This is a genomic window from Subdoligranulum variabile, from assembly GCF_025152575.1.
Classification (GTDB): Bacteria; Bacillota; Clostridia; order Oscillospirales; family Ruminococcaceae; genus Gemmiger; species Gemmiger variabilis.
In genome coordinates this window covers 1687081-1704307 of the sequence record NZ_CP102293.1, presented here as the reverse complement: position 1 = coordinate 1704307, position 17227 = coordinate 1687081, and the positions used below count along the sequence as shown (strand labels likewise).

Sequence of the window (17227 nt, the reverse complement as noted above, 5' to 3'; positions counted from 1 at the left end):
TACGAAGCGGGCTTGTGCTAGCGCGCAAAGAGTCCCGAGAGCCCACACCGTACTGCTATAACCTTCTTACACTTCGTTCCATTCACCCCGATGGCAGTATCGCCCAGGAGGACCTCAGCGTGTTTCATGCGTCGGATCCTCTCAAGACGGAATATCTGACCCAGCCCGGCGACATTATCGTCCGCTTGACCACACCATACACTGCCGCACTCATTGATTCCACAACCACTGGTCTGGTGGTCTCCTCCAATTTCATGATCATCCGAACGGAAAGCAACACTCTGTTGCCGGACTACCTCTTTTGGTTGCTGAATACCCCGGCTGTTAAGCGTCGGATCTATACAAGCACTACGAGTAATGTACTCAGCGCCGTGAAAGCCTCTTTCTTCACGCAGTTCCAATTTCATGTTCCTTCGATTGCTCAGCAGGAACGAATCGGACAAATTCACAAACTGGCCCGGCGCGAAACGGCCTTGCTGCATCAACTGGCAGAGGAAAAAGAAAAATACTACGCCGCGATTCTTGCGCGGGAAGATTCATCTATGAAACGAGGTACTTCTGTATGACAACCCGAAACGACATTGAACAAGTTTTGTGGAGCGCCTGCGACAGCTTCCGCGGCAAAATCGACAGTTCCCGGTACAAGGACTACATTCTGTCCATGCTGTTTGTAAAATATCTCAGCGATGTTTCCAAGGAGAAACGCCAGGAGTACATCCAACAGTATGAGGGTGATATGCGCCGTGTGGAGCGCGCCATGAGCCGTGAGCGCTTTGCCATGGATGAAGAGTCCACCTTTGATTATCTGTACGATCACCGCAGTGAGTCGCAGATCGGCCAGATGATCAATGTAGCACTGTCCCGCATTGAAGAGTACAACAGCGGAAAGCTGCGCAACGTGTTCCGGGCCATTGACTTCAATTCCCAAGTGGATTTCGGGGAAGTGAAGGAGAAAAACGCCACGCTTCGCAATCTGCTGGAAGATTTCCACAAGCTGGATCTTCGTCCCAGCCAGTTGGGCTCCGCTGACATCATCGGCGACGCCTATGAGTATATGATCGCCATGTTCGCGTCGGACGCCGGCAAAAAGGGTGGTGAGTTCTTCACTCCCAGCCAGGTATCCGAACTGGTGGCTTCCCTGGTGAAGCCCAAAGAGAATGACCGTATCTACGACCCCACCTGCGGCAGCGGCGGCCTGTTGCTGAAAGCCTATAAAAAGGTGCCCAGCGGCAAGGTCGCCATCTACGGCCAGGAACTCAACGCTCAGACCTGGGCTTTGTGCACGATGAATATGTTCCTGCACGGGGTGGATGACGCCCGCATCTGGCAGGGGGATACCCTATCCAACCCGCAGAACATCGAAAATGACAAGTTGATGAAGTTCCAGGTGGTTGTTGCGAATCCGCCCTTCAGCCTGGACAAGTGGGACAGCGGCTTTCTGACGGATGTGGAGGCGGACAGCAAAGGCAAGAAAAAAATGACGGCCGAACTGGACCCTTACCACCGATTCGATTGGGGTGTCCCGCCCACTTCCAAGGGTGATTACGCATTTGTGTTGCATATGCTGGCCAGCCTGGATGCAGAAAATGGCCGCATGGCCATCGTGCTGCCCCATGGCGTCCTCTTCCGTGGTGCCAGTGAAGGGAAAATTCGCCGCCAGTTGGTGGAGATGAATCTTTTGGATGCCGTGATTGGACTGCCCGCCAATCTGTTTTATGGTACCGGCATTCCGGCCTGCATTCTGGTGTTCAAGAAAAACCGTCCGCAGCGGGATGTGTTGTTTATCGATGCTTCCGGGGAGGGCAATTTTGAGAAGGGCAAGAACCAGAATATTCTGCGCGACACCGACATTGCCCGGATCGTCTCCACCTACGAGAAGTGGGAGACCGTGGACAAATACAGTTATCTTGCCTCTTTGGATGAAATCCGGGAGAACGACTTCAACCTGAATATTCCCCGCTACGTGGATACTTTTGAGGAGGAAGAACTGGTTGACATCGACAAGGTGCAGCGCAACATTGCCAATATCGAAGCGGAACTGGCGCAGGTACAGGCACAGATGAAACAGTATCTGGAGGAACTGGGGTTATGAATGAAAACCGCACAGAACTCATGATGTATCAGACTGAAGACGGCCAAACCAAGATTGATGTCCGTATGGAAAACGAGACAGCCTGGCTGTCCTTAGACCAAATGGCAGAGCTTTTCCAGCGGGATAAATCTACGATTTCCCGCCATATCCGAAACATCTTTGCCGAAGACGAACTGGATCGGGAGGCAGTTGTTGCAAAATTTGCAACAACTGCCTCGGACGGAAAAACATATCAGGTAGACTACTACAATCTGGATGTCATTATCTCTGTCGGTTACCGCGTCCATTCTCTGCGCGGCACACAGTTCCGCATCTGGGCCAATTCGGTTCTGAAGGAATATCTGATCAAAGGCTTTGCCATGAACGACGACCGTTTGAAAGAGGCCGGCGGCGGAGATTATTTTGACGAACTGTTGGAGCGTGTCCGGGATATTCGTTCCTCCGAAAAGGTATTCTGGCGCAAAGTTCTGGACATCTATGCCACCAGTGCTGACTATTCTGCCAACGCACGGGAAAGCACGCTTTTCTTTCAGACAGTACAGAACAAGATGCTCTATGCTGCCACCGGCATGACTGCAGCGGAGCTGATCGCCAACCGTGCCGATGCGCTCAAGCCCATGATGGGAATGACCGTAGTAAAGGGGAGCCGTCCCACCCTGGCGGAGGCCAAAACCGCAAAGAACTATCTGTACGAGGACGAACTAAAAACATTAAATCGTCTGGTATCTGCCTATCTGGATCTTGCGGAACTGCAGGCGCTTCGCAGAAAGCCCATGTTCATGAAAGACTGGATTGCCCGTCTGGACGACTACCTCCAGATGACGGACAGTGAGGTACTGCAGAACGCAGGCAGCGTAAGTCACGCCCTGGCTGAACAGAAGGCCAAAGCCGAGTACGACAAATACAAGCGTATACACCGGGATGACGTCACCCCGGTAGAGGTCGCCTTCTTGGACAGCGTAGAGCAGCAGGCCAAGCGACTGAAAAAATAAAAGGAGCTAAAATACTATGGCAGATATTATTTTGGTGATTGTCACAGCTTTGATTTCCGGTCTGTTGGCCACCGTAGTTACGATCCTCTGGCAGAGAAACGCCCAAATCAAGCAGAGCAAGATGCATGTATTTGAAACGCTTATGGCTTATCGCTATATGATTGCCTCAGAAGAAAGTGTAAAAGCACTGAATTCGATCGACGTAATTTTCTATAAAGACAATGCCGTTCGGGCTGCCTATAAAGACTTTTTGAATGAAGCAGATAAACGGCCTGAACTTAATCCCAATACCGCAGACAAACATTTAAAACTTCTGGAAGAGATGTCAAAGGCGCTAAAACTCGGAGACATACATTGGGACGATATCAAACGCGCGTATTATCCAGCCGGACTATCCGAAAAAATGCAAGAAGAAACCCTTTTAAGAAAGATGCAGATTCAAAGCGCTGCAGCCACAATTCAGCACAGCGCAGCCCAATCAAACACACCATCTGATGACCAATTCAGCCAGCAGCGCTTTGCGCAGATTCTTCCCGGATTGATGGGCAATCCGGAATTCCGAAAGGAGCTCTTGGATGTTGTCGAAAAATACGGGGGCCAAAAATGACATCAGAAATCAAGCAGAAAATTGAGCAGATCCGCCGAGGCGAGGTGCCGGAGGGGTATAGAAAAGTAAAAGACGGCATCTTTCCGGCAGATTGGCATGTCCTGAAAATGAATCAATGGCTGAAATTGGTCGAACGCCCCGTCCTTCTTAAAGATGATGAGCTTTATCGTTTGGTTACTGTCCGCCGTGGATTTGGAGGAGTCCATCTACGTGGAAAGTATCTAGGAAAGAATATTCTTGTAAAGAGTTATTTTTTAATTCAAAAAGGTGACTTTCTTATTTCCAAAAGACAGATTGCACATGGCGCTTGCGGAGTGGTTCCAAAGTCTTTGGATCGTGCAGTAGTATCTAATGAATATAACGTATTTGTTCCCAATCAAGGTACAAATATTGAAATGTTCAATCTTATGATGCAGCTTCCCCACTATGCAAAACTCTTTTATCTAATGAGTGATGGGGTACATATTGAAAAATTACTCTTCAAAACAAACGATTGGCTTGAGCGGAAATTAGCGATGCCCCCTATTGGTGAGCAAAAAAGGATTGCCGCTATCCTAACCTCGCAAGACAAATTCATCGACCTAAAAGAAAAACGTCTTGCAGAAAAACAGCGCCAGAAAAAATATCTCGTTCAGCAATTGATAACCGGCAAGAAACGCCTTCCTGGATTCCAGGGGGAATGGCAACTGCAGCCTCTACGCAGCGTCTTGAAGGAAAGGAAATCATACTCTCCTAAGGGGCTCGAATATCCACACGTTACACTATCTACGGAAGGCATTTTCCCGAAAAGCGAGCGATATGACCGCGACCATCTCGTAAAAAACGAAGATAAAGAATATAAAATAACGCATCTCGGAGACATTTGTTATAATCCTGCAAACCTGAAATTTGGCGTTATTTGTGAAAACACATTTGGTGACGCCATCTTTTCCCCAATTTATGTAACCTTCGAAGTAAGTGACAAGGTTTGCAAAGAGTATTTGGCTAATTATTTGATGCGTTGGGACTTTATCAATGCGGTAAGGAAGTACGAAGAAGGTACCGTTTATGAGCGTATGGCCGTTAAACCGGAGGATTTTTTGAAATATGTAATAAGACTTCCTTCTCTTGACGAACAAAATGCCATCGCCAAAGTCTTATCCACTGCTGACCGGGAAATCGACCTGCTCCGTCAGGATATCGAACAGGAAAAGCAAAAGAAAAAGGCCCTGATGCAGCTTCTGCTGACAGGGATTGTGAGGGTTTAAAATGGATTTTTTTGAGTTTCTCCAAAAGTTCTTTTTGCTCCTCTTGCCCGGAACATTAGGTACATACCTGTTTAACCTATTAAATATTCACAAAGAGGAGCACTACTATTTTGAGTTTTTAAAAATTGTCATTTTCTCATTCACCTCTTACTTATTATCGGATTTTCTGATTTCCATCATCAAACTCTTTGTCCCATCCTTTATTTGTTCACCTATTGACATCATCCATCAAATAGCTTCTGCCAACACGACTATACCAACTTCAAATGTTGTCTGGGCTATCGTTGTGTCGCTCCTCTTAGCTTGCCTTTTTACAAAAGCCATTTACCAAAACTGGCTGTTCAAACTTGCAAATTTTCTGAATTTGACTGGTCGAATCGATAACCAGACGGTATGGGAACACTTTTTTGATGACAACGACATTGTAATACTGAGGGATTCAGTTACAAAAAACACCTATTACGGAAAAGTATACTCATATTCTGATAATAGTCCTAATCGAGAAATATGTTTTTCAGATGTCTATGTTTATGATCAGTACTCTGAATTTCTTTATCACGCTCAAAAGCTTTATTTATCCCGTGCACACAATAAGTTTACCATAGAAATGCAGGATGAAAACGATACCACCAATCAAAATAAAGGAGTTATAAAATCATGAGTTCCAATAACAGTTCAAAATCCGATTATAGTCGCCGTCCTTCACCGTCTAAGCGCTCTCAAAAGCCTACCGCCTCTCAAAGTTCAAAAGGCTCATCTGACAATAATCCTAACCCAAGCTATATCCCTCCTGCTTCAGTTAAAAAGCAAAAATAATCTTCCCCTTCCGAAAGGAGTTCCCTATGGACCAATCTGTCTACCTGGAAAAAAATATCAGTCAGCAACCTGCGCTCGATCTGTTGCAGTCCATGGGGTATACCTATATTTCGCCGCAGGACTGCGAAGCGCAGCGCGGCAGCCGGTATCATGTGCTGCTGAAAGACATTCTGCGCGGACAGCTGCGCCGTCTGAACCGGTACGCCTTTGCCGGTGCGGAAAATGAATTTTCCGCTGCCAACATTGAACGTGCCATGGACGACCTGGACGAACCTCTCACAGATGGTCTGGTGCGCGCCAGTGAAAAGATCTACGATGCGCTGCTTTTGGGCAAAAGCTACCCAGAGACCGTGGGCGAAGGGAAAATTCTCAGCTTCAACCTGCGGTATATCGACTGGGAGCATCCTGAAAACAATCTGTTCCATGTAACCGAAGAATTCGCCGTTGACAGCCGTGATAAGCTGCACAACGCCCGGCCGGATCTGGTTCTATTTATCAATGGCATTCCCTTTGCCGTCATCGAGTGCAAGGCACCGCAGATCAGCGTAGAGCAGGCTGTGGAACAGAACATCCGTAACCAGCAGAAAGAATACATTCCCCAGCTGTACAAGTTTGCCCAGATTGTACTGGCCACCAACAAAAACAGCGTAAAATATGCCACCGCAGGCACACCCAAAAAATTCTGGACCGTGTGGAAAGAGCAGGATACTGACTTTCTGAAAGATGCCCTCGCCCGGTATATCCATGACCGCATTCCCACCGAGCAGGACCGCAACCTGATTTCCCTTTTCACCCCTGCCCGTGTGATGGAGCTGATCCGCTACTTTGTGCTGTTTGATGCCAACGTGAAAAAAATCTGCCGCTACCAGCAGTATTTTGCCATCCAGGAGATTATCAAAACTATCCAGAAACCCGATGAAAAAGGTAACCGGCAAAGCGGCGTCATCTGGCATACGCAAGGCAGCGGCAAGAGCCTGACGATGGTCATGCTGGCCAAATATCTGCTGATGGAACTTTCCGCCTGCCATCCCCGGGTCATCATCGTTACTGACCGCAAAGAGCTAGATCGTCAGATTGCCGCCACCTTCTCTCACACCCGTCTGAATCCGGCTCGGGCCACCAGCGGACGCAATCTGGTGGACCTGTTGCAGGATGGCCGTGCCGATGTGATCACCACCATTATCAACAAGTTCAACACGGCAGAAAAGCTGGAACACAAGAATCTGTCCCGGGATGTCTTTCTCCTGGTGGACGAAAGTCATCGTTCCAACTATGGATTGCTGGCCACTCGCATGCGCACGGTCTTCCCCAATGCCTGCTACATCGGTTTTACCGGCACGCCTCTCATGAAAAAAGAGAAAAACACCGTGGCCAAATTTGGAAAGCTGATTCACAAATACACCATTCAGGATGGTGTGGACGACGGTGCGATTGTTCCGCTGATCTATGAAGGCCGTTTTGTGGATCAGAACGTGGATGAGGAAAACATCGACCTTTGGTTCCAACAGACTACTAAGAGGCTCACCGAAGCCCAGCGGGATGATCTTTCCCGTAAATGGAGCAGCATCCGCCGTCTTACCTCCACCAATGCCCGTATCAAGCGCATCGCGTTGGATATCAACAATCACTTCATCGAAGGATTCAAAGCCACCGGTTTCAAAGCCATGCTGGCCACCAATTATAAGCGGGATGCTGTGCGTTATCTGGAATGTTTTGAACAATTCGGGGATTTGAACTGTGCTGTTGTGATTTCCCCGCCGGATATGCGGGAAAGCGTCGACGATGCAGATGAGGGTACCGACGACAAAGTGCTGGCTTACTGGAATAAGATGATGAATCGGTATGGCGATGCCGACACCTACGAAGAGTCTATGAAGAACCAGTTCTGCGCCGGTGACATCGACATTCTGATCGTCTGCAGCAAATTGCTGACAGGGTTTGACGCCCCTATCTGCCAGGTTTTGTACATCGATAAGGAGTTGAAGGAGCACGGCCTATTACAGGCCATTGCCCGCACCAACCGTTTGTGTGAAGGAAAAGACTACGGTTTGATCGTGGATTATCGTGGTCTTATCGAAAAGCTGGATACCGCTATGGATCTGTACAGCGGTGCCGGTCTTGAAAACTTCGACAGCGGCGATCTCAAAGGTGTCGTGGTGGATGTCATGTCGTCCATCGGGTCGCTGCGGGAGGCCTACACGCAACTCACGGAACTATTTGCTTCCTTGGAGAATCCGCAGGATTCTGAAGCCGTGGAAGTTTCACTGGCAGATGATAAACGCCGCGAGACCTTCTACAACCGTCTGTGCGCCTTTGGCCGCGCCCTTAACTTGGTATTAAATGCAGAGCAGGCCTACGAAGCGCTTCCAAAACCGGAGCTGAAACGCTATCAATCTGCTTTTGCCTTTTTCTCCAAGGTGCGCCGCAGTGTGAAAATCCGCTATTGTGATGCCATCGACAACCGGGAATATGAACCCTTAATGCAGAACTTGCTGGATACACATCTTTCGGTAGCCGGTCTCAAGCAGATCACCAGCCCCATTGACATCTTGAACAAGGATGATTTTGAGCGCGAACTGGAAAGTCTGGGCTCCGCCCGTTCCAAAGCAGATGCCATTACCAGCAAGCTGACCAAAAGCATCAGCGCCAAATATCAGGAAAACCCTGCCTACTATGACAGTTTTTCCAAGCGTATCAAAACCGCGTTGGAGCAATATAAAGAAAAGGTTATTACAGAAGCTGAGTATCTGGCAAAGATGCGCGCCATCATGGAAGATTATCATGCCGGAAAAAGCACCATCGCCTACCCGGAGTCCATCAAGAACAATGTACACGCCCAGGCTTTTTATGGCGTCCTGTCTGCCATCTTCGATGAAGCGCAAGAAGCAGAGGTTTCGTCTGATTTTGCTGCCGAAATGTCCATTGCAATTACCCAAATCGTCGCAGCTCACAGCCAGGTTGACTGGACCAACAACAAAACCATTCACGACCGTATTTCCCAAGATATCGATGACTTGTTCTACCACTACGAGAAGGAGCGTGGTTTGAAACTCTCCTTTGATACCATAGATAAGATCATTGAAAACGTAAAAACAGTCGCACTGCGGAGGTTTTAACAAAGATGGCATCTGAGATGATGCGCCATGTGCGCTGTGAAAACCGGGAGATTTCCTATCTTTTGGAACAAAAGCCTGTTAAAAATCTGAATCTGCGAATTCACAAGGATGGCCGTGTATTTCTTTCTGCCAATTCCGATGTTCCCACTTCAGAGATTGATGCGTTTATTCTGAGCAAAGCCTCCTATATCTTTGCCGCACAGGATAAGTTTGCTGAAATTGCTCGATATTCTCCCCAGCCCAAACAGTATGTCAGCGGGGAAACCTTCTATTTTCTGGGGCGTGGTTTGCGCCTGAAAGTTGCTTCTGCCGCAAAAGAAACCGTATATACGGATGGCTTTTATCTGTTTCTGAACGTCAAAGACACCTCAGACTTCAGCAAAAAGCAACGGTTGATTACCCGATACTTGGACCGTCAATGTGAAGCGACCTTTCGTGAAGTTTTAGATCAGGCCTATCCGCCTTTTCAAAAATATGGTGTGGCAAAACCGCAGCTTCGTTTCCGTTCCATGGAAACCCGTTGGGGTTCCTGCCTTCCCAAAAAGCAGATCATTACACTGAATAAGCAATTGTTGGAAGCCCCCAGAAACTGTATTGAGTATGTGGTTGTTCATGAGTTATGCCACCTGGTTCATCCCAATCACTCCAAACAGTTCTACGCCTTTCTTACCATGTTCATGCCGGACTGGAAAGAGCGAAAAATTGAGCTTGAAAAGAATTGCGTTTTGTGGCTCTAAGTGGCACCGTGCTATTAGAAGAAAACTCAGAATGTTCAAATTATACAAAAGCGGAAGGCAGTCCATACCTTCCGCTTTTTGTTTATAAATTTTTTATCGGGATTTTTGTAACTGATAAGCTACAGTTGGCTTCCGGGAATTTTGGGGCACCGCAAACACTACCAAGTCTGTTTTGGGGACATGAGAAAAAGCACCATAAAAACCATCTTGCTAATCATGATTCTAATAATCATAATTAGCAAATTATTAGATTGGCCGCTGCATCCACTATGTTCATCTGTTTACCTAGGCCGACCTTTTCACGTGTCGTTTTCTCTGCTCACCTCACACTTACCGTTGTGTGCCTTTTTCTTTACTTGCCGTAAAGGCCACAATGGCATCCACATTATCCACAATAAAATGCTGGGCATCCTCGCTATATAAAACCACCTGATAGGGGCCATATTGTCCTACCCGGTTGTCCACCGAGATTCCCAACTTTTCCCCGCTATCGGTAGGACGGCGGCGCTGAGTACCCGTCGTATTTTCCACCAGCTTGAGCATCCCTACTTCCACCAGCCAATCGGTGATCTGGCGATAGCTGATCTTCTTGCAGTCCTGTGCGCCAACAGCATCGTTCATCCGCCGGGCCAGCTCGCTGGCAGGAATGGGTTGGGAAGAAAACTCCACTCGTTCCCGTTCCTCCAGACTCAACCGGAAAGCCTGCTTTTTACCGGTTTTCTTGGCCGTTGTTCCTTGCATCTGCTCCTGCAGAAACGCGGATGCCAAAAACAGGCTCCGTGACACCCGCACATCGTTGACAATATCTTCCGCTGGCAAAGGCTGTCCGGTAAAAGGGTTCAGTCCTTCCGCCAGGCTATCAATACACTGTTTGACCTTGCGAAGTTTTTCCACGTCTGCCATGAGGGGTGCCTCCTCGTTTTTCTTTTACTTACAGTATAAACGTGCCGGTCCTTCGTTGCAACGTCCAAATGCCGTTTTTCCCTCGCCAACAAACTCAACTTCTTATAGTTTGGTACTTCATTTTTTGTAATAAAAGCAGAATTTTACAGCTTATGTGAAGAACGAGAAACCGGTGTCAAAGTCTTACCAACTTATAAACGGATCTTTATTTTTCAAGAGAACGCTTGATAATATCATGGTTTTATTCGTAGTTAACATCTAAGAAGCATTCGCATAGGAATTTTTATATCAACATTTATTGTCTACATAAAATGATTACATCGGCACGCAATTGTGGGGCCGAAGTGATTTATTATATACCGAACAAAAATCCTACCGCCAGAGGCCCCAGCTAAAACAAGGAGCGAAAGCTGATGCTTTCGCTCCTTGTTTCCTATTCCATAGAGATTTTTAAAGTTTTTCCCAAACTCTGCGCCATTTTCTGCAAAAAAGCCAAAGAGGGATTATAATTACCACTTTCAAACCGAGAAATGTTAGCTTGCGCCGTTCCCATTCGCTCTGCCAATTCTTTCTGGGTTATTCCAAGTGCTTTACGGCATTTAATTTCAGCGCAGATAATTTCATACTGAGGGCCAAGAGCCTCATACTCCTCCTTGACATCCGGACGCTCCGAAAAAATTTTGGCCTTGTAATCATTGAAATTCATTTTAAATATACCTCATAGTCATTCGCAATAGTATTGTTTTTATCGCTCAGACATTATTATGCACTAACTCATTTATTGATAATATAAGTCATGCATCTGTACTTTTATATAAACTATCGCTTGTGTAGCAATAGTAATTTTCATGTTTTATGTATGCTATTGCATTTTCAGCAACAGCATTTTCATGAGTTTTATCAACAGTATCAATTAGGTCGTCTGTATTAGCAACTATGATGTCATACTAGCATTTTCTAGACTGTGTTTTTGTTGGAACCTGTCATCTATCCTTTTGTGATCTTCTTTTTTCTAACTCTGCCCACCTACTTTTCGCGATTTCAATTTCTGTACGCGGCGTTTTTTGGGTTTTCTTCATGAAGCCATGAAGCAATACTACCGTATTTTCATCGCAGACAACATACAGAATACGATAGGCATTTGTAGAGAATTTAATACGCAGTTCCCAGATTGGACCTTCCAAGTGCTTTACATTTGGTTCACGAAGTTCCAATCCCATCTGTTTCAGTAGTTCGATTCCTCGAAGCGCCTTCGCCAAATCCTTGTCCGGCAATGACGATAAAAATTCTCCGACGACCTCATCACCTGCCGGTGTACTGTAAAACTCAACTTCCATATTTTTCAGACCCCCTTTCTCATGAAAGCAAGAACATTATATCATATATGATATGCGTCTGTCAACCGTTGCTTTCCCCCAAAATGTTTCTCACCTCCACGCCACATCGTTCAGCAAAGTCCATGGTGTTTCTTGTTCCCCCTGGCTGGCCATTATAAGCCGCGATCACGAGCATTGAATGCCGTACCATCCACTCATTTCGTTTCTGAAAGCATCCCCTGTAATACCTGTCACTAATAGCCACCCGGAGATCGGCTTCTCTCGCAATTTTAGAGTATAGCAGGCGCCACTTTTCTTGCCAGCTCCGTTCAAAACCTGGAAATGGCGTCGCACAAATCAAATGTATTTGCTTATATCTTTCCTTTTTCTGCAGTACCATTTCTGCCGCCCATAAATCAAATCCACGTGCCATTCCGGTAATAAACGTGGAAATTCCTCCTTCTATAGCATCATCCACTGCAGAGGACAGCAACATCTTTACCTTCTCTTCTGTAACTCCCAGTTTTTCTGGCCGATGCCCTGTGAAGCAGCATCTATAGCGCCGCATTTCGTTTTCTGTGTAGTTCATGTCCTGGCCGCCTTTCTACCCGCTATCTATCGGGTAAATACAGTTTAACATAACGGTATTTACCCGACAACTTGCAGGTATTTTCCACCCATATAATCAGGTACACTGTTGTTAAGAAAGGCGGTACCGGGATGGATGTGTTGGAAAGACTTCGTAAGCTATTGCAAGAACGCGGATGGTCGGAATACCGTCTTGCGCAGGTATCCGGGCTGAACGAATCCACTATCTCCAATATTTACCGACGCAACACGCTGCCCACGATTCCCACATTAGAGGCTATTTGCAAGGCATTCGGTATCACACTTTCCCAATTTTTTGCGGAAAGCGACATGGTTGAGATGACACCGGATGTGAAGGAATTGTTGGATACCTGGGTATCCTTAACACCGGAGCAGAAACGCATTGTACTGCAAGTTGCGAAATCCTACCACCAAGACATATAAAAAGAGCGACGAACGCAAATCCTGCGTTCGCCGCTCTTTCTTTTAGAGCAATTATTCTTTTTCCTTCTTATTCTTCCGCTTTTTCGCTCTTCCTCCACTGCCGTCTGGGTTCTCGCAATCCAGCCAGGTCTGATGATTCCGGCCACTGCAGGAGCCACTCCAAATATTCCTCCTGAGTGATTTCCTGAGTGGCAAGTTCCTGCTTACGAATGGACCATTCCCGCAGGTAGGCATCAACGCCATACTGATCCGACCACAGCACGGTAGCGGGCCGGATATCCTGCTGAACCATCTTAACAATAGCATTTCCGCTAAGTTTTACATCAATATTATCATTTTCAGATTGTTGACTTTCTGTGTTTTCAGTAGTATTTGTCAGGCGAAACACATTGGGATGTTCCCAGTCGAACCAAAACATAATGCGTAAAATATCAGGGATATAATCATCGTTCAAGAAGAAATTCTCCACCGGGACATCCAGGACATCCGCAATCTTCCGCAAAAGTTCATCTTTGGGCACGCGATACCCCATTTCGTACTGTGCAACGCGATTTGCGCCACCCTCGCCCAGGCCCAATCTGTCTCCCAGCTCCCTTTGAGTCAGGTGCCGGTGCCGCCGCACGAGCCTGATCTTTTGTCCGACTTTCATACTCATGTCCTCTCTTGTCCATCTTTTCTCTTATTGTACCGTTTTGTCCCAAGTTTGTAAACAGTATCTGAACTTTTGTCTCCGCCCATTGAATTTCGCCTACTTGCAATGTATAGTGTATTTTATTACTTCATAAGTGAATTAATTGGCAATGGCAAAATTGCAAAAAATTACAGAAAGGAGATTTGCCTATGATTATCCAATTCGTATATTTCCATTCTATGAGGGTCGCATGTCTGCGAAACGCCTCATCCCGGAAAAAGAGCTGAAAGCCTGCTATGGCCTGCTGTTTGCCGACTATCCCGATGTGGTGACGGTTCGGCAACTGCAAACTATGTTGGGCATCAGCCGTCATGCGGCGTATGATCTGCTGGGAGAAGGCGAAATCGGAGCCCTCAAACTGGGCAACGCCTACAAGATTCCCAAAATCAACGTCATCCGCTATCTGCTAACCAATGCACAAGGGGCGGGTTTTGCCGGGCAAGACCTGCAAAGTGAATCATAGCATGATTCACTGGAAATCCGCCGCAGGAAAGTGAATCATAGCATGATTCACTTTCTGCTGTATTGCGGCCAAAGGTATCTTAACAAGATTCACGCAAGCGATTTTCCCGGAAAAGTGAATCTTATTAAGATTCACTCTGTACCTCCGCCCAAATCCGCGCCGTGTCGCGCGCCGCCGGGCGGCGGGCACCGTTACCCGCATTGTCGCAAAGGTCGCGCCACAGGACCCCGTTGGGCGGCCTGTGGCCCAGCAAGAAGGAGGCGTATGCCATGCAGAGAAACGAACCTATTGACGCTGAAACTCTACTTTCCACCCCGCTGCCGCCGGTGCGGTGGCTGATTCCCGGCCTGCTGCCCGCCGGGCTTTCCTTATTGGCCGGTGCCAGCAAGGCAGGCAAAAGTTGGCTGTGTCTGTGGCTTTGCCTGCAGCTGGCCCGGGGCGGCGAGATCTGGGGCCGCACCACCCAGCCACAGACCGTACTGTACCTCTGTCTGGAGGACACCTACGCCCGCATCCAGGGGCGTTTGTTCCGCCTGACCGAGGATTCCGTTCCCAGCCGGTTGTACTTCCAGACCGGAAGCTGCGCCATCGGGGACGGGCTGGAACTCCAGATCGAGAAATTCCTGTCCCAGCACCCCGAAACTGGTCTGGTGGTCATCGACACCTTGCAGAAGGTCCGCGCCGCCGACCCGAACAACGGTGCTTACGCCAGCGATTACCAGGATATGAGCGCGCTGAAATCCCTGGCGGATCGCCGCGGCATCGGGTTGCTGCTGGTGCATCATCTGCGCAAACAGGGCGCGTCCGACCCGTTCCAGCAGATTTCCGGGTCCAACGGCCTGATGGGTGCCGCCGACACCATCTGGCTGCTGCAGCGTCAGCGGATGAGCGACACGGCCCGTCTGCTGGTGACGGGCCGTGACATGGACAGCTGCACCCTCCACCTGCAGACCCGGGATTGTATCTGGCAGTTGTTGGAGGAGGAAACCGCCGAGGAGCAGGTCCGGAAGGCCGTTCCGGACTACCTGTGGCGGGCGGCGGACTTTATCCGGCGCGCCGGCAGCTGGACGGGCACCGCCACCGAACTGCTGACCGCCGCGGCTATCACCGGGGTACAGCCCAACCAGTTCACACGCAAACTGGTGGAGCACTTCTACACGGTGTTTACCCCGCAGGGCATCCGCTACCAGTCCCGGCGCACCTCCAACACCCGGCTGCTGTGCTTCACCTGTGACAGGAATGACGGTCATGACGGTAGTGACGATGATACCGGCAGATCCCCTTTACCGTCTGGTACGGTACCGGCTGGTGAAGAGGGTGCGGCCCCCGTACCGTCATCATCGTCATCACCGTCACCGGGGCCGCATCACGGTAGCGAGCATGGGCTTTGTGTTGCCGACGGGCAACCCTTCGCCGCGGCGGACACCGCCGCTCCTACGGGGACGTCCCCGAGCCCCGCAATCTCACGGGAGGCGGCCTCGTGAGAAACCGCACCGTGGGCATCAACGTGCGGGTGACACCGGCTGAAAAGCGCCGGATGGCATCCGCCGCCCAGCGCTGCGGTCTGACGCTGTCGGAATATCTCCGGCAGCGGGCACTGGGGTACACACCGCAGTTTCATCCGCCTGCGTCTTTGTTTTCCGCTCTGGAAGAACTAGACACGCTGGCGGGCCGTCTGCCGCCCGGGGACGCGCTCCCCTGCCGGGCGGCCACAGACCAGATCCGGGATGCCCTGCTGCCGAAGGAGTAATCCCTGGCCGTCACCAAGATCTGGCCGGTGCGGGACAACCTGCGCCGGGTGGTGGACTACGCCGCCAACCCCGAGAAAACCGAATACGGCGCCCTGTCCCAGGCGCTGCACTACGCTGGGAACGACGCCAAGACCACCTTACCGGAAAGCGCCAAGCTGGTATCGGGCATTCATTGCCGCCCCGAGACCGCCTGGGTGGATATGCGGGCGGTACAGCGGAAGTTCGGCAAGACCGAGGGCGTGGTGGCGATGCACGCCTACCAGAGTTTCCAGCCCGGCGAGGTAACCCCGGAACAGTGCCACGCCATCGGGGTAGAACTGGCCCGGCAGGTGTGGGGCGGGCGTTTCCAGGTGCTGGTGGCCACCCACATGAACACCCACTGCCTGCACAACCACTTTGTCATCAACGCGGTGTCTTATGTGGATGGCAAAAAGTACGAGCAGCGCCGCAGCCAGTACCGGGAACTGCGCCGCGCTTCCGACGCCCTCTGCCGGGCACAGGGATTGTCGGTGGTACAGCCCCAAGGCAAAAGCGCACCGCGTCCCCTCTACGAAGCGGAACGCCGGGGCGAACCCACCCGGTACAACCGGATGCGGGAGGCACTGCGCTCCGCCCTCCAGCAGACCAGCACCGAGGAGGACTTTGCCCTGGCCCTGCGTCGGATGGGCTACCTGTGGCGGCGGGAGGAGGGCCGCAAGTACGCCACGCTTCGCTCGGTGGACGGCGGCCGCCCGGTGCGGGTGCATCGCCTGGGCCCGGAGTTCGACTGGCCCGCACTGGCCCGGGTGCTGGACGCCCACTACTACCAGTTCGGCCCTCACTATTACAGCCTGTTCGGCGGGTATGACCGTCCCGGGCGTCCAGTCTGCCGTTCCTGGGCCAAGGTGCGGTACAAGGGGCTGCTGGACGAACTCTTTGGAAAGCCCCACCTGGGCCGGCAGTATCTCTACTTCCGGTACAAGGTACAGGCCAAGCCGAATCCCCGGGCGTCCATCAACTGGCCGGAGATCGAAGCGATCTGGCGCAACGTGGAACGCACGCTGGAGGAGATGCGCCTCTGCTTTGACCGGGATTTCCACACCACCGACGAGGTGGAGGCCCGCCGCCGGGAACTGGCGGCGCAGATCGACGCTCTCTGCAAGGAGCGTGCCGACTGTGCCCGGCTGCTGCGGCACAAGGCCCCGCCGCCCGGCACCGCCGAGCGCCGGGCCGGACTGACCCGCCAGATCAAGGCGCTGCGGCACGAGGATGAAGTCTGTGACAGGATTCTCCGAAGGGTACGAGCCACCACCGCCTGCCGCAAGGTGTTGGCGGAACAGGCCCGCCAGCGGGCCGAGGAAAAAGCCCACCACCGCAAGCGCCGCCGCGATCTGGAGCGCTGAACCACAACCATACCAAAAGCCCGCGCCGGGAAGTTCCCGGCGCGGGCGCTTTGGTAGATTTGTACCCAAAACAAGGGCGTAT

General features: G+C 50.2%; 19 protein-coding genes. 14 read left to right on the top strand and 5 right to left on the bottom strand.

The features are described from left to right. Nucleotides 1-119: 119 nt before the first annotated feature. From NQ490_RS08155 to NQ490_RS08115, 9 genes are read left to right on the top strand one after another with little or no spacing between them, the layout of a single operon-like run. Complete coding sequence (locus tag NQ490_RS08155; RefSeq protein WP_242655012.1) at nt 120-566, top strand: restriction endonuclease subunit S domain-containing protein; 447 nt, start codon at nt 120-122, stop codon at nt 564-566. Beyond that, nucleotides 563-2092 carry a type I restriction-modification system subunit M gene (locus NQ490_RS08150; RefSeq protein ID WP_007047924.1) on the top strand — a complete coding sequence of 510 codons (1530 nt, stop codon included), beginning with the start codon at nt 563-565 and terminating at the stop codon, nt 2090-2092. Before NQ490_RS08155 ends, NQ490_RS08150 begins: the two co-directional genes overlap by 4 nt. Continuing rightward, on the top strand, nt 2089-3084 hold the full coding sequence (locus tag NQ490_RS08145; protein WP_007047925.1) for a virulence RhuM family protein: 996 nt from the start codon (nt 2089-2091) through the stop codon (nt 3082-3084). Before NQ490_RS08150 ends, NQ490_RS08145 begins: the two co-directional genes overlap by 4 nt. A gap of 16 nt (nt 3085-3100) precedes the next feature. After that, complete coding sequence (locus NQ490_RS08140) at nt 3101-3691, top strand: DUF6680 family protein (RefSeq protein ID WP_007047926.1); 591 nt, start codon at nt 3101-3103, stop codon at nt 3689-3691. Beyond that, nucleotides 3688-4938, top strand: a complete 1251-nt coding sequence (locus NQ490_RS08135; protein ID WP_084759161.1) for a restriction endonuclease subunit S — start codon at nt 3688-3690, stop codon at nt 4936-4938. The genes NQ490_RS08140 and NQ490_RS08135 overlap by 4 nt, the downstream gene beginning before the upstream one ends. 1 nt (nt 4939) lies before the next feature. Beyond that, nucleotides 4940-5599 (top strand): DUF6338 family protein, encoded by a 660-nt coding sequence (locus NQ490_RS08130; RefSeq protein WP_007047929.1) that lies wholly within the window; start codon nt 4940-4942, stop codon nt 5597-5599. Further along, complete coding sequence (locus tag NQ490_RS08125; protein ID WP_007047930.1) at nt 5596-5754, top strand: hypothetical protein; 159 nt, start codon at nt 5596-5598, stop codon at nt 5752-5754. The genes NQ490_RS08130 and NQ490_RS08125 overlap by 4 nt, the downstream gene beginning before the upstream one ends. 26 nt (nt 5755-5780) lie before the next feature. Beyond that, nucleotides 5781-8870, top strand: coding sequence for a type I restriction endonuclease subunit R (locus NQ490_RS08120; protein WP_259951058.1), 3090 nt, complete (start codon nt 5781-5783; stop codon nt 8868-8870). A 5-nt stretch (nt 8871-8875) separates the two neighbouring features. After that, the gene (locus NQ490_RS08115) at nt 8876-9607 is read left to right on the top strand and encodes a M48 family metallopeptidase (RefSeq protein ID WP_007047933.1); all 732 of its coding nucleotides are present in this window, start codon (nt 8876-8878) and stop codon (nt 9605-9607) included. Between the two features lie 330 nt (nt 9608-9937). On the opposite strand, the gene NQ490_RS08110 is transcribed toward NQ490_RS08115, so the two are convergent. The 4 genes from NQ490_RS08110 to NQ490_RS08095 all read right to left on the bottom strand — a co-directional run bounded on the left by NQ490_RS08110 (nt 9938) and on the right by NQ490_RS08095 (nt 12415). Continuing rightward, a complete protein-coding gene (locus NQ490_RS08110; RefSeq protein WP_007047934.1) occupies nt 9938-10510 on the bottom strand; it encodes a hypothetical protein in 573 nt (190 codons plus the stop codon). A gap of 433 nt (nt 10511-10943) precedes the next feature. Further along, on the bottom strand, nt 10944-11216 hold the full coding sequence (locus NQ490_RS08105; protein ID WP_007047935.1) for a helix-turn-helix domain-containing protein: 273 nt from the start codon (nt 11214-11216) through the stop codon (nt 10944-10946). A 277-nt stretch (nt 11217-11493) separates the two neighbouring features. Next, entirely contained in the window at nt 11494-11847 is a 354-nt protein-coding gene (locus tag NQ490_RS08100; protein ID WP_007047937.1) for a type II toxin-antitoxin system RelE/ParE family toxin, read from the bottom strand. A 61-nt stretch (nt 11848-11908) separates the two neighbouring features. After that, nucleotides 11909-12415 carry an SLOG family protein gene (locus tag NQ490_RS08095; RefSeq protein ID WP_007047938.1) on the bottom strand — a complete coding sequence of 169 codons (507 nt, stop codon included), beginning with the start codon at nt 12413-12415 and terminating at the stop codon, nt 11909-11911. Nucleotides 12416-12546: 131 nt separating this feature from the next. Here NQ490_RS08095 and NQ490_RS08090 point away from each other — a divergent pair, with 131 nt between their 5' ends. After that, the gene (locus NQ490_RS08090) at nt 12547-12858 is read left to right on the top strand and encodes a helix-turn-helix domain-containing protein (protein WP_007047939.1); all 312 of its coding nucleotides are present in this window, start codon (nt 12547-12549) and stop codon (nt 12856-12858) included. A gap of 67 nt (nt 12859-12925) precedes the next feature. On the opposite strand, the gene NQ490_RS08085 is transcribed toward NQ490_RS08090, so the two are convergent. After that, nucleotides 12926-13507 carry a helix-turn-helix domain-containing protein gene (locus tag NQ490_RS08085; protein ID WP_040918389.1) on the bottom strand — a complete coding sequence of 194 codons (582 nt, stop codon included), beginning with the start codon at nt 13505-13507 and terminating at the stop codon, nt 12926-12928. A 232-nt stretch (nt 13508-13739) separates the two neighbouring features. Here NQ490_RS08085 and NQ490_RS08080 point away from each other — a divergent pair, with 232 nt between their 5' ends. The 4 genes from NQ490_RS08080 to NQ490_RS08065 all read left to right on the top strand — a co-directional run bounded on the left by NQ490_RS08080 (nt 13740) and on the right by NQ490_RS08065 (nt 17145). Then, on the top strand, nt 13740-14012 hold the full coding sequence (locus NQ490_RS08080) for a helix-turn-helix domain-containing protein (RefSeq protein WP_050764732.1): 273 nt from the start codon (nt 13740-13742) through the stop codon (nt 14010-14012). Nucleotides 14013-14281: 269 nt separating this feature from the next. After that, nucleotides 14282-15496 carry an AAA family ATPase gene (locus NQ490_RS08075; RefSeq protein WP_050764733.1) on the top strand — a complete coding sequence of 405 codons (1215 nt, stop codon included), beginning with the start codon at nt 14282-14284 and terminating at the stop codon, nt 15494-15496. Then, nucleotides 15493-15762 carry a plasmid mobilization protein gene (locus NQ490_RS08070; RefSeq protein ID WP_007047944.1) on the top strand — a complete coding sequence of 90 codons (270 nt, stop codon included), beginning with the start codon at nt 15493-15495 and terminating at the stop codon, nt 15760-15762. Before NQ490_RS08075 ends, NQ490_RS08070 begins: the two co-directional genes overlap by 4 nt. Nucleotides 15763-15789: 27 nt before the next feature. Then, entirely contained in the window at nt 15790-17145 is a 1356-nt protein-coding gene (locus NQ490_RS08065; RefSeq protein ID WP_007047945.1) for a relaxase/mobilization nuclease domain-containing protein, read from the top strand. Nucleotides 17146-17227: the final 82 nt, after the last annotated feature.

Coding starts and splice junctions, on each gene's coding strand:
- NQ490_RS08150 (WP_007047924.1), top strand. CDS start 563: ATGACAACCCGAAACGACATTGAACAAGTTTTGTGGAGCGCCTGCGAC.
- NQ490_RS08145 (WP_007047925.1), top strand. CDS start 2,089: ATGAATGAAAACCGCACAGAACTCATGATGTATCAGACTGAAGACGGC.
- NQ490_RS08140 (WP_007047926.1), top strand. CDS start 3,101: ATGGCAGATATTATTTTGGTGATTGTCACAGCTTTGATTTCCGGTCTG.
- NQ490_RS08135 (WP_084759161.1), top strand. CDS start 3,688: ATGACATCAGAAATCAAGCAGAAAATTGAGCAGATCCGCCGAGGCGAG.
- NQ490_RS08130 (WP_007047929.1), top strand. CDS start 4,940: ATGGATTTTTTTGAGTTTCTCCAAAAGTTCTTTTTGCTCCTCTTGCCC.
- NQ490_RS08125 (WP_007047930.1), top strand. CDS start 5,596: ATGAGTTCCAATAACAGTTCAAAATCCGATTATAGTCGCCGTCCTTCA.
- NQ490_RS08120 (WP_259951058.1), top strand. CDS start 5,781: ATGGACCAATCTGTCTACCTGGAAAAAAATATCAGTCAGCAACCTGCG.
- NQ490_RS08115 (WP_007047933.1), top strand. CDS start 8,876: ATGGCATCTGAGATGATGCGCCATGTGCGCTGTGAAAACCGGGAGATT.
- NQ490_RS08110 (WP_007047934.1), bottom strand. CDS start 10,510: ATGGCAGACGTGGAAAAACTTCGCAAGGTCAAACAGTGTATTGATAGC.
- NQ490_RS08105 (WP_007047935.1), bottom strand. CDS start 11,216: ATGAATTTCAATGATTACAAGGCCAAAATTTTTTCGGAGCGTCCGGAT.
- NQ490_RS08100 (WP_007047937.1), bottom strand. CDS start 11,847: ATGGAAGTTGAGTTTTACAGTACACCGGCAGGTGATGAGGTCGTCGGA.
- NQ490_RS08095 (WP_007047938.1), bottom strand. CDS start 12,415: ATGAACTACACAGAAAACGAAATGCGGCGCTATAGATGCTGCTTCACA.
- NQ490_RS08090 (WP_007047939.1), top strand. CDS start 12,547: ATGGATGTGTTGGAAAGACTTCGTAAGCTATTGCAAGAACGCGGATGG.
- NQ490_RS08085 (WP_040918389.1), bottom strand. CDS start 13,507: ATGAAAGTCGGACAAAAGATCAGGCTCGTGCGGCGGCACCGGCACCTG.
- NQ490_RS08080 (WP_050764732.1), top strand. CDS start 13,740: ATGTCTGCGAAACGCCTCATCCCGGAAAAAGAGCTGAAAGCCTGCTAT.
- NQ490_RS08075 (WP_050764733.1), top strand. CDS start 14,282: ATGCAGAGAAACGAACCTATTGACGCTGAAACTCTACTTTCCACCCCG.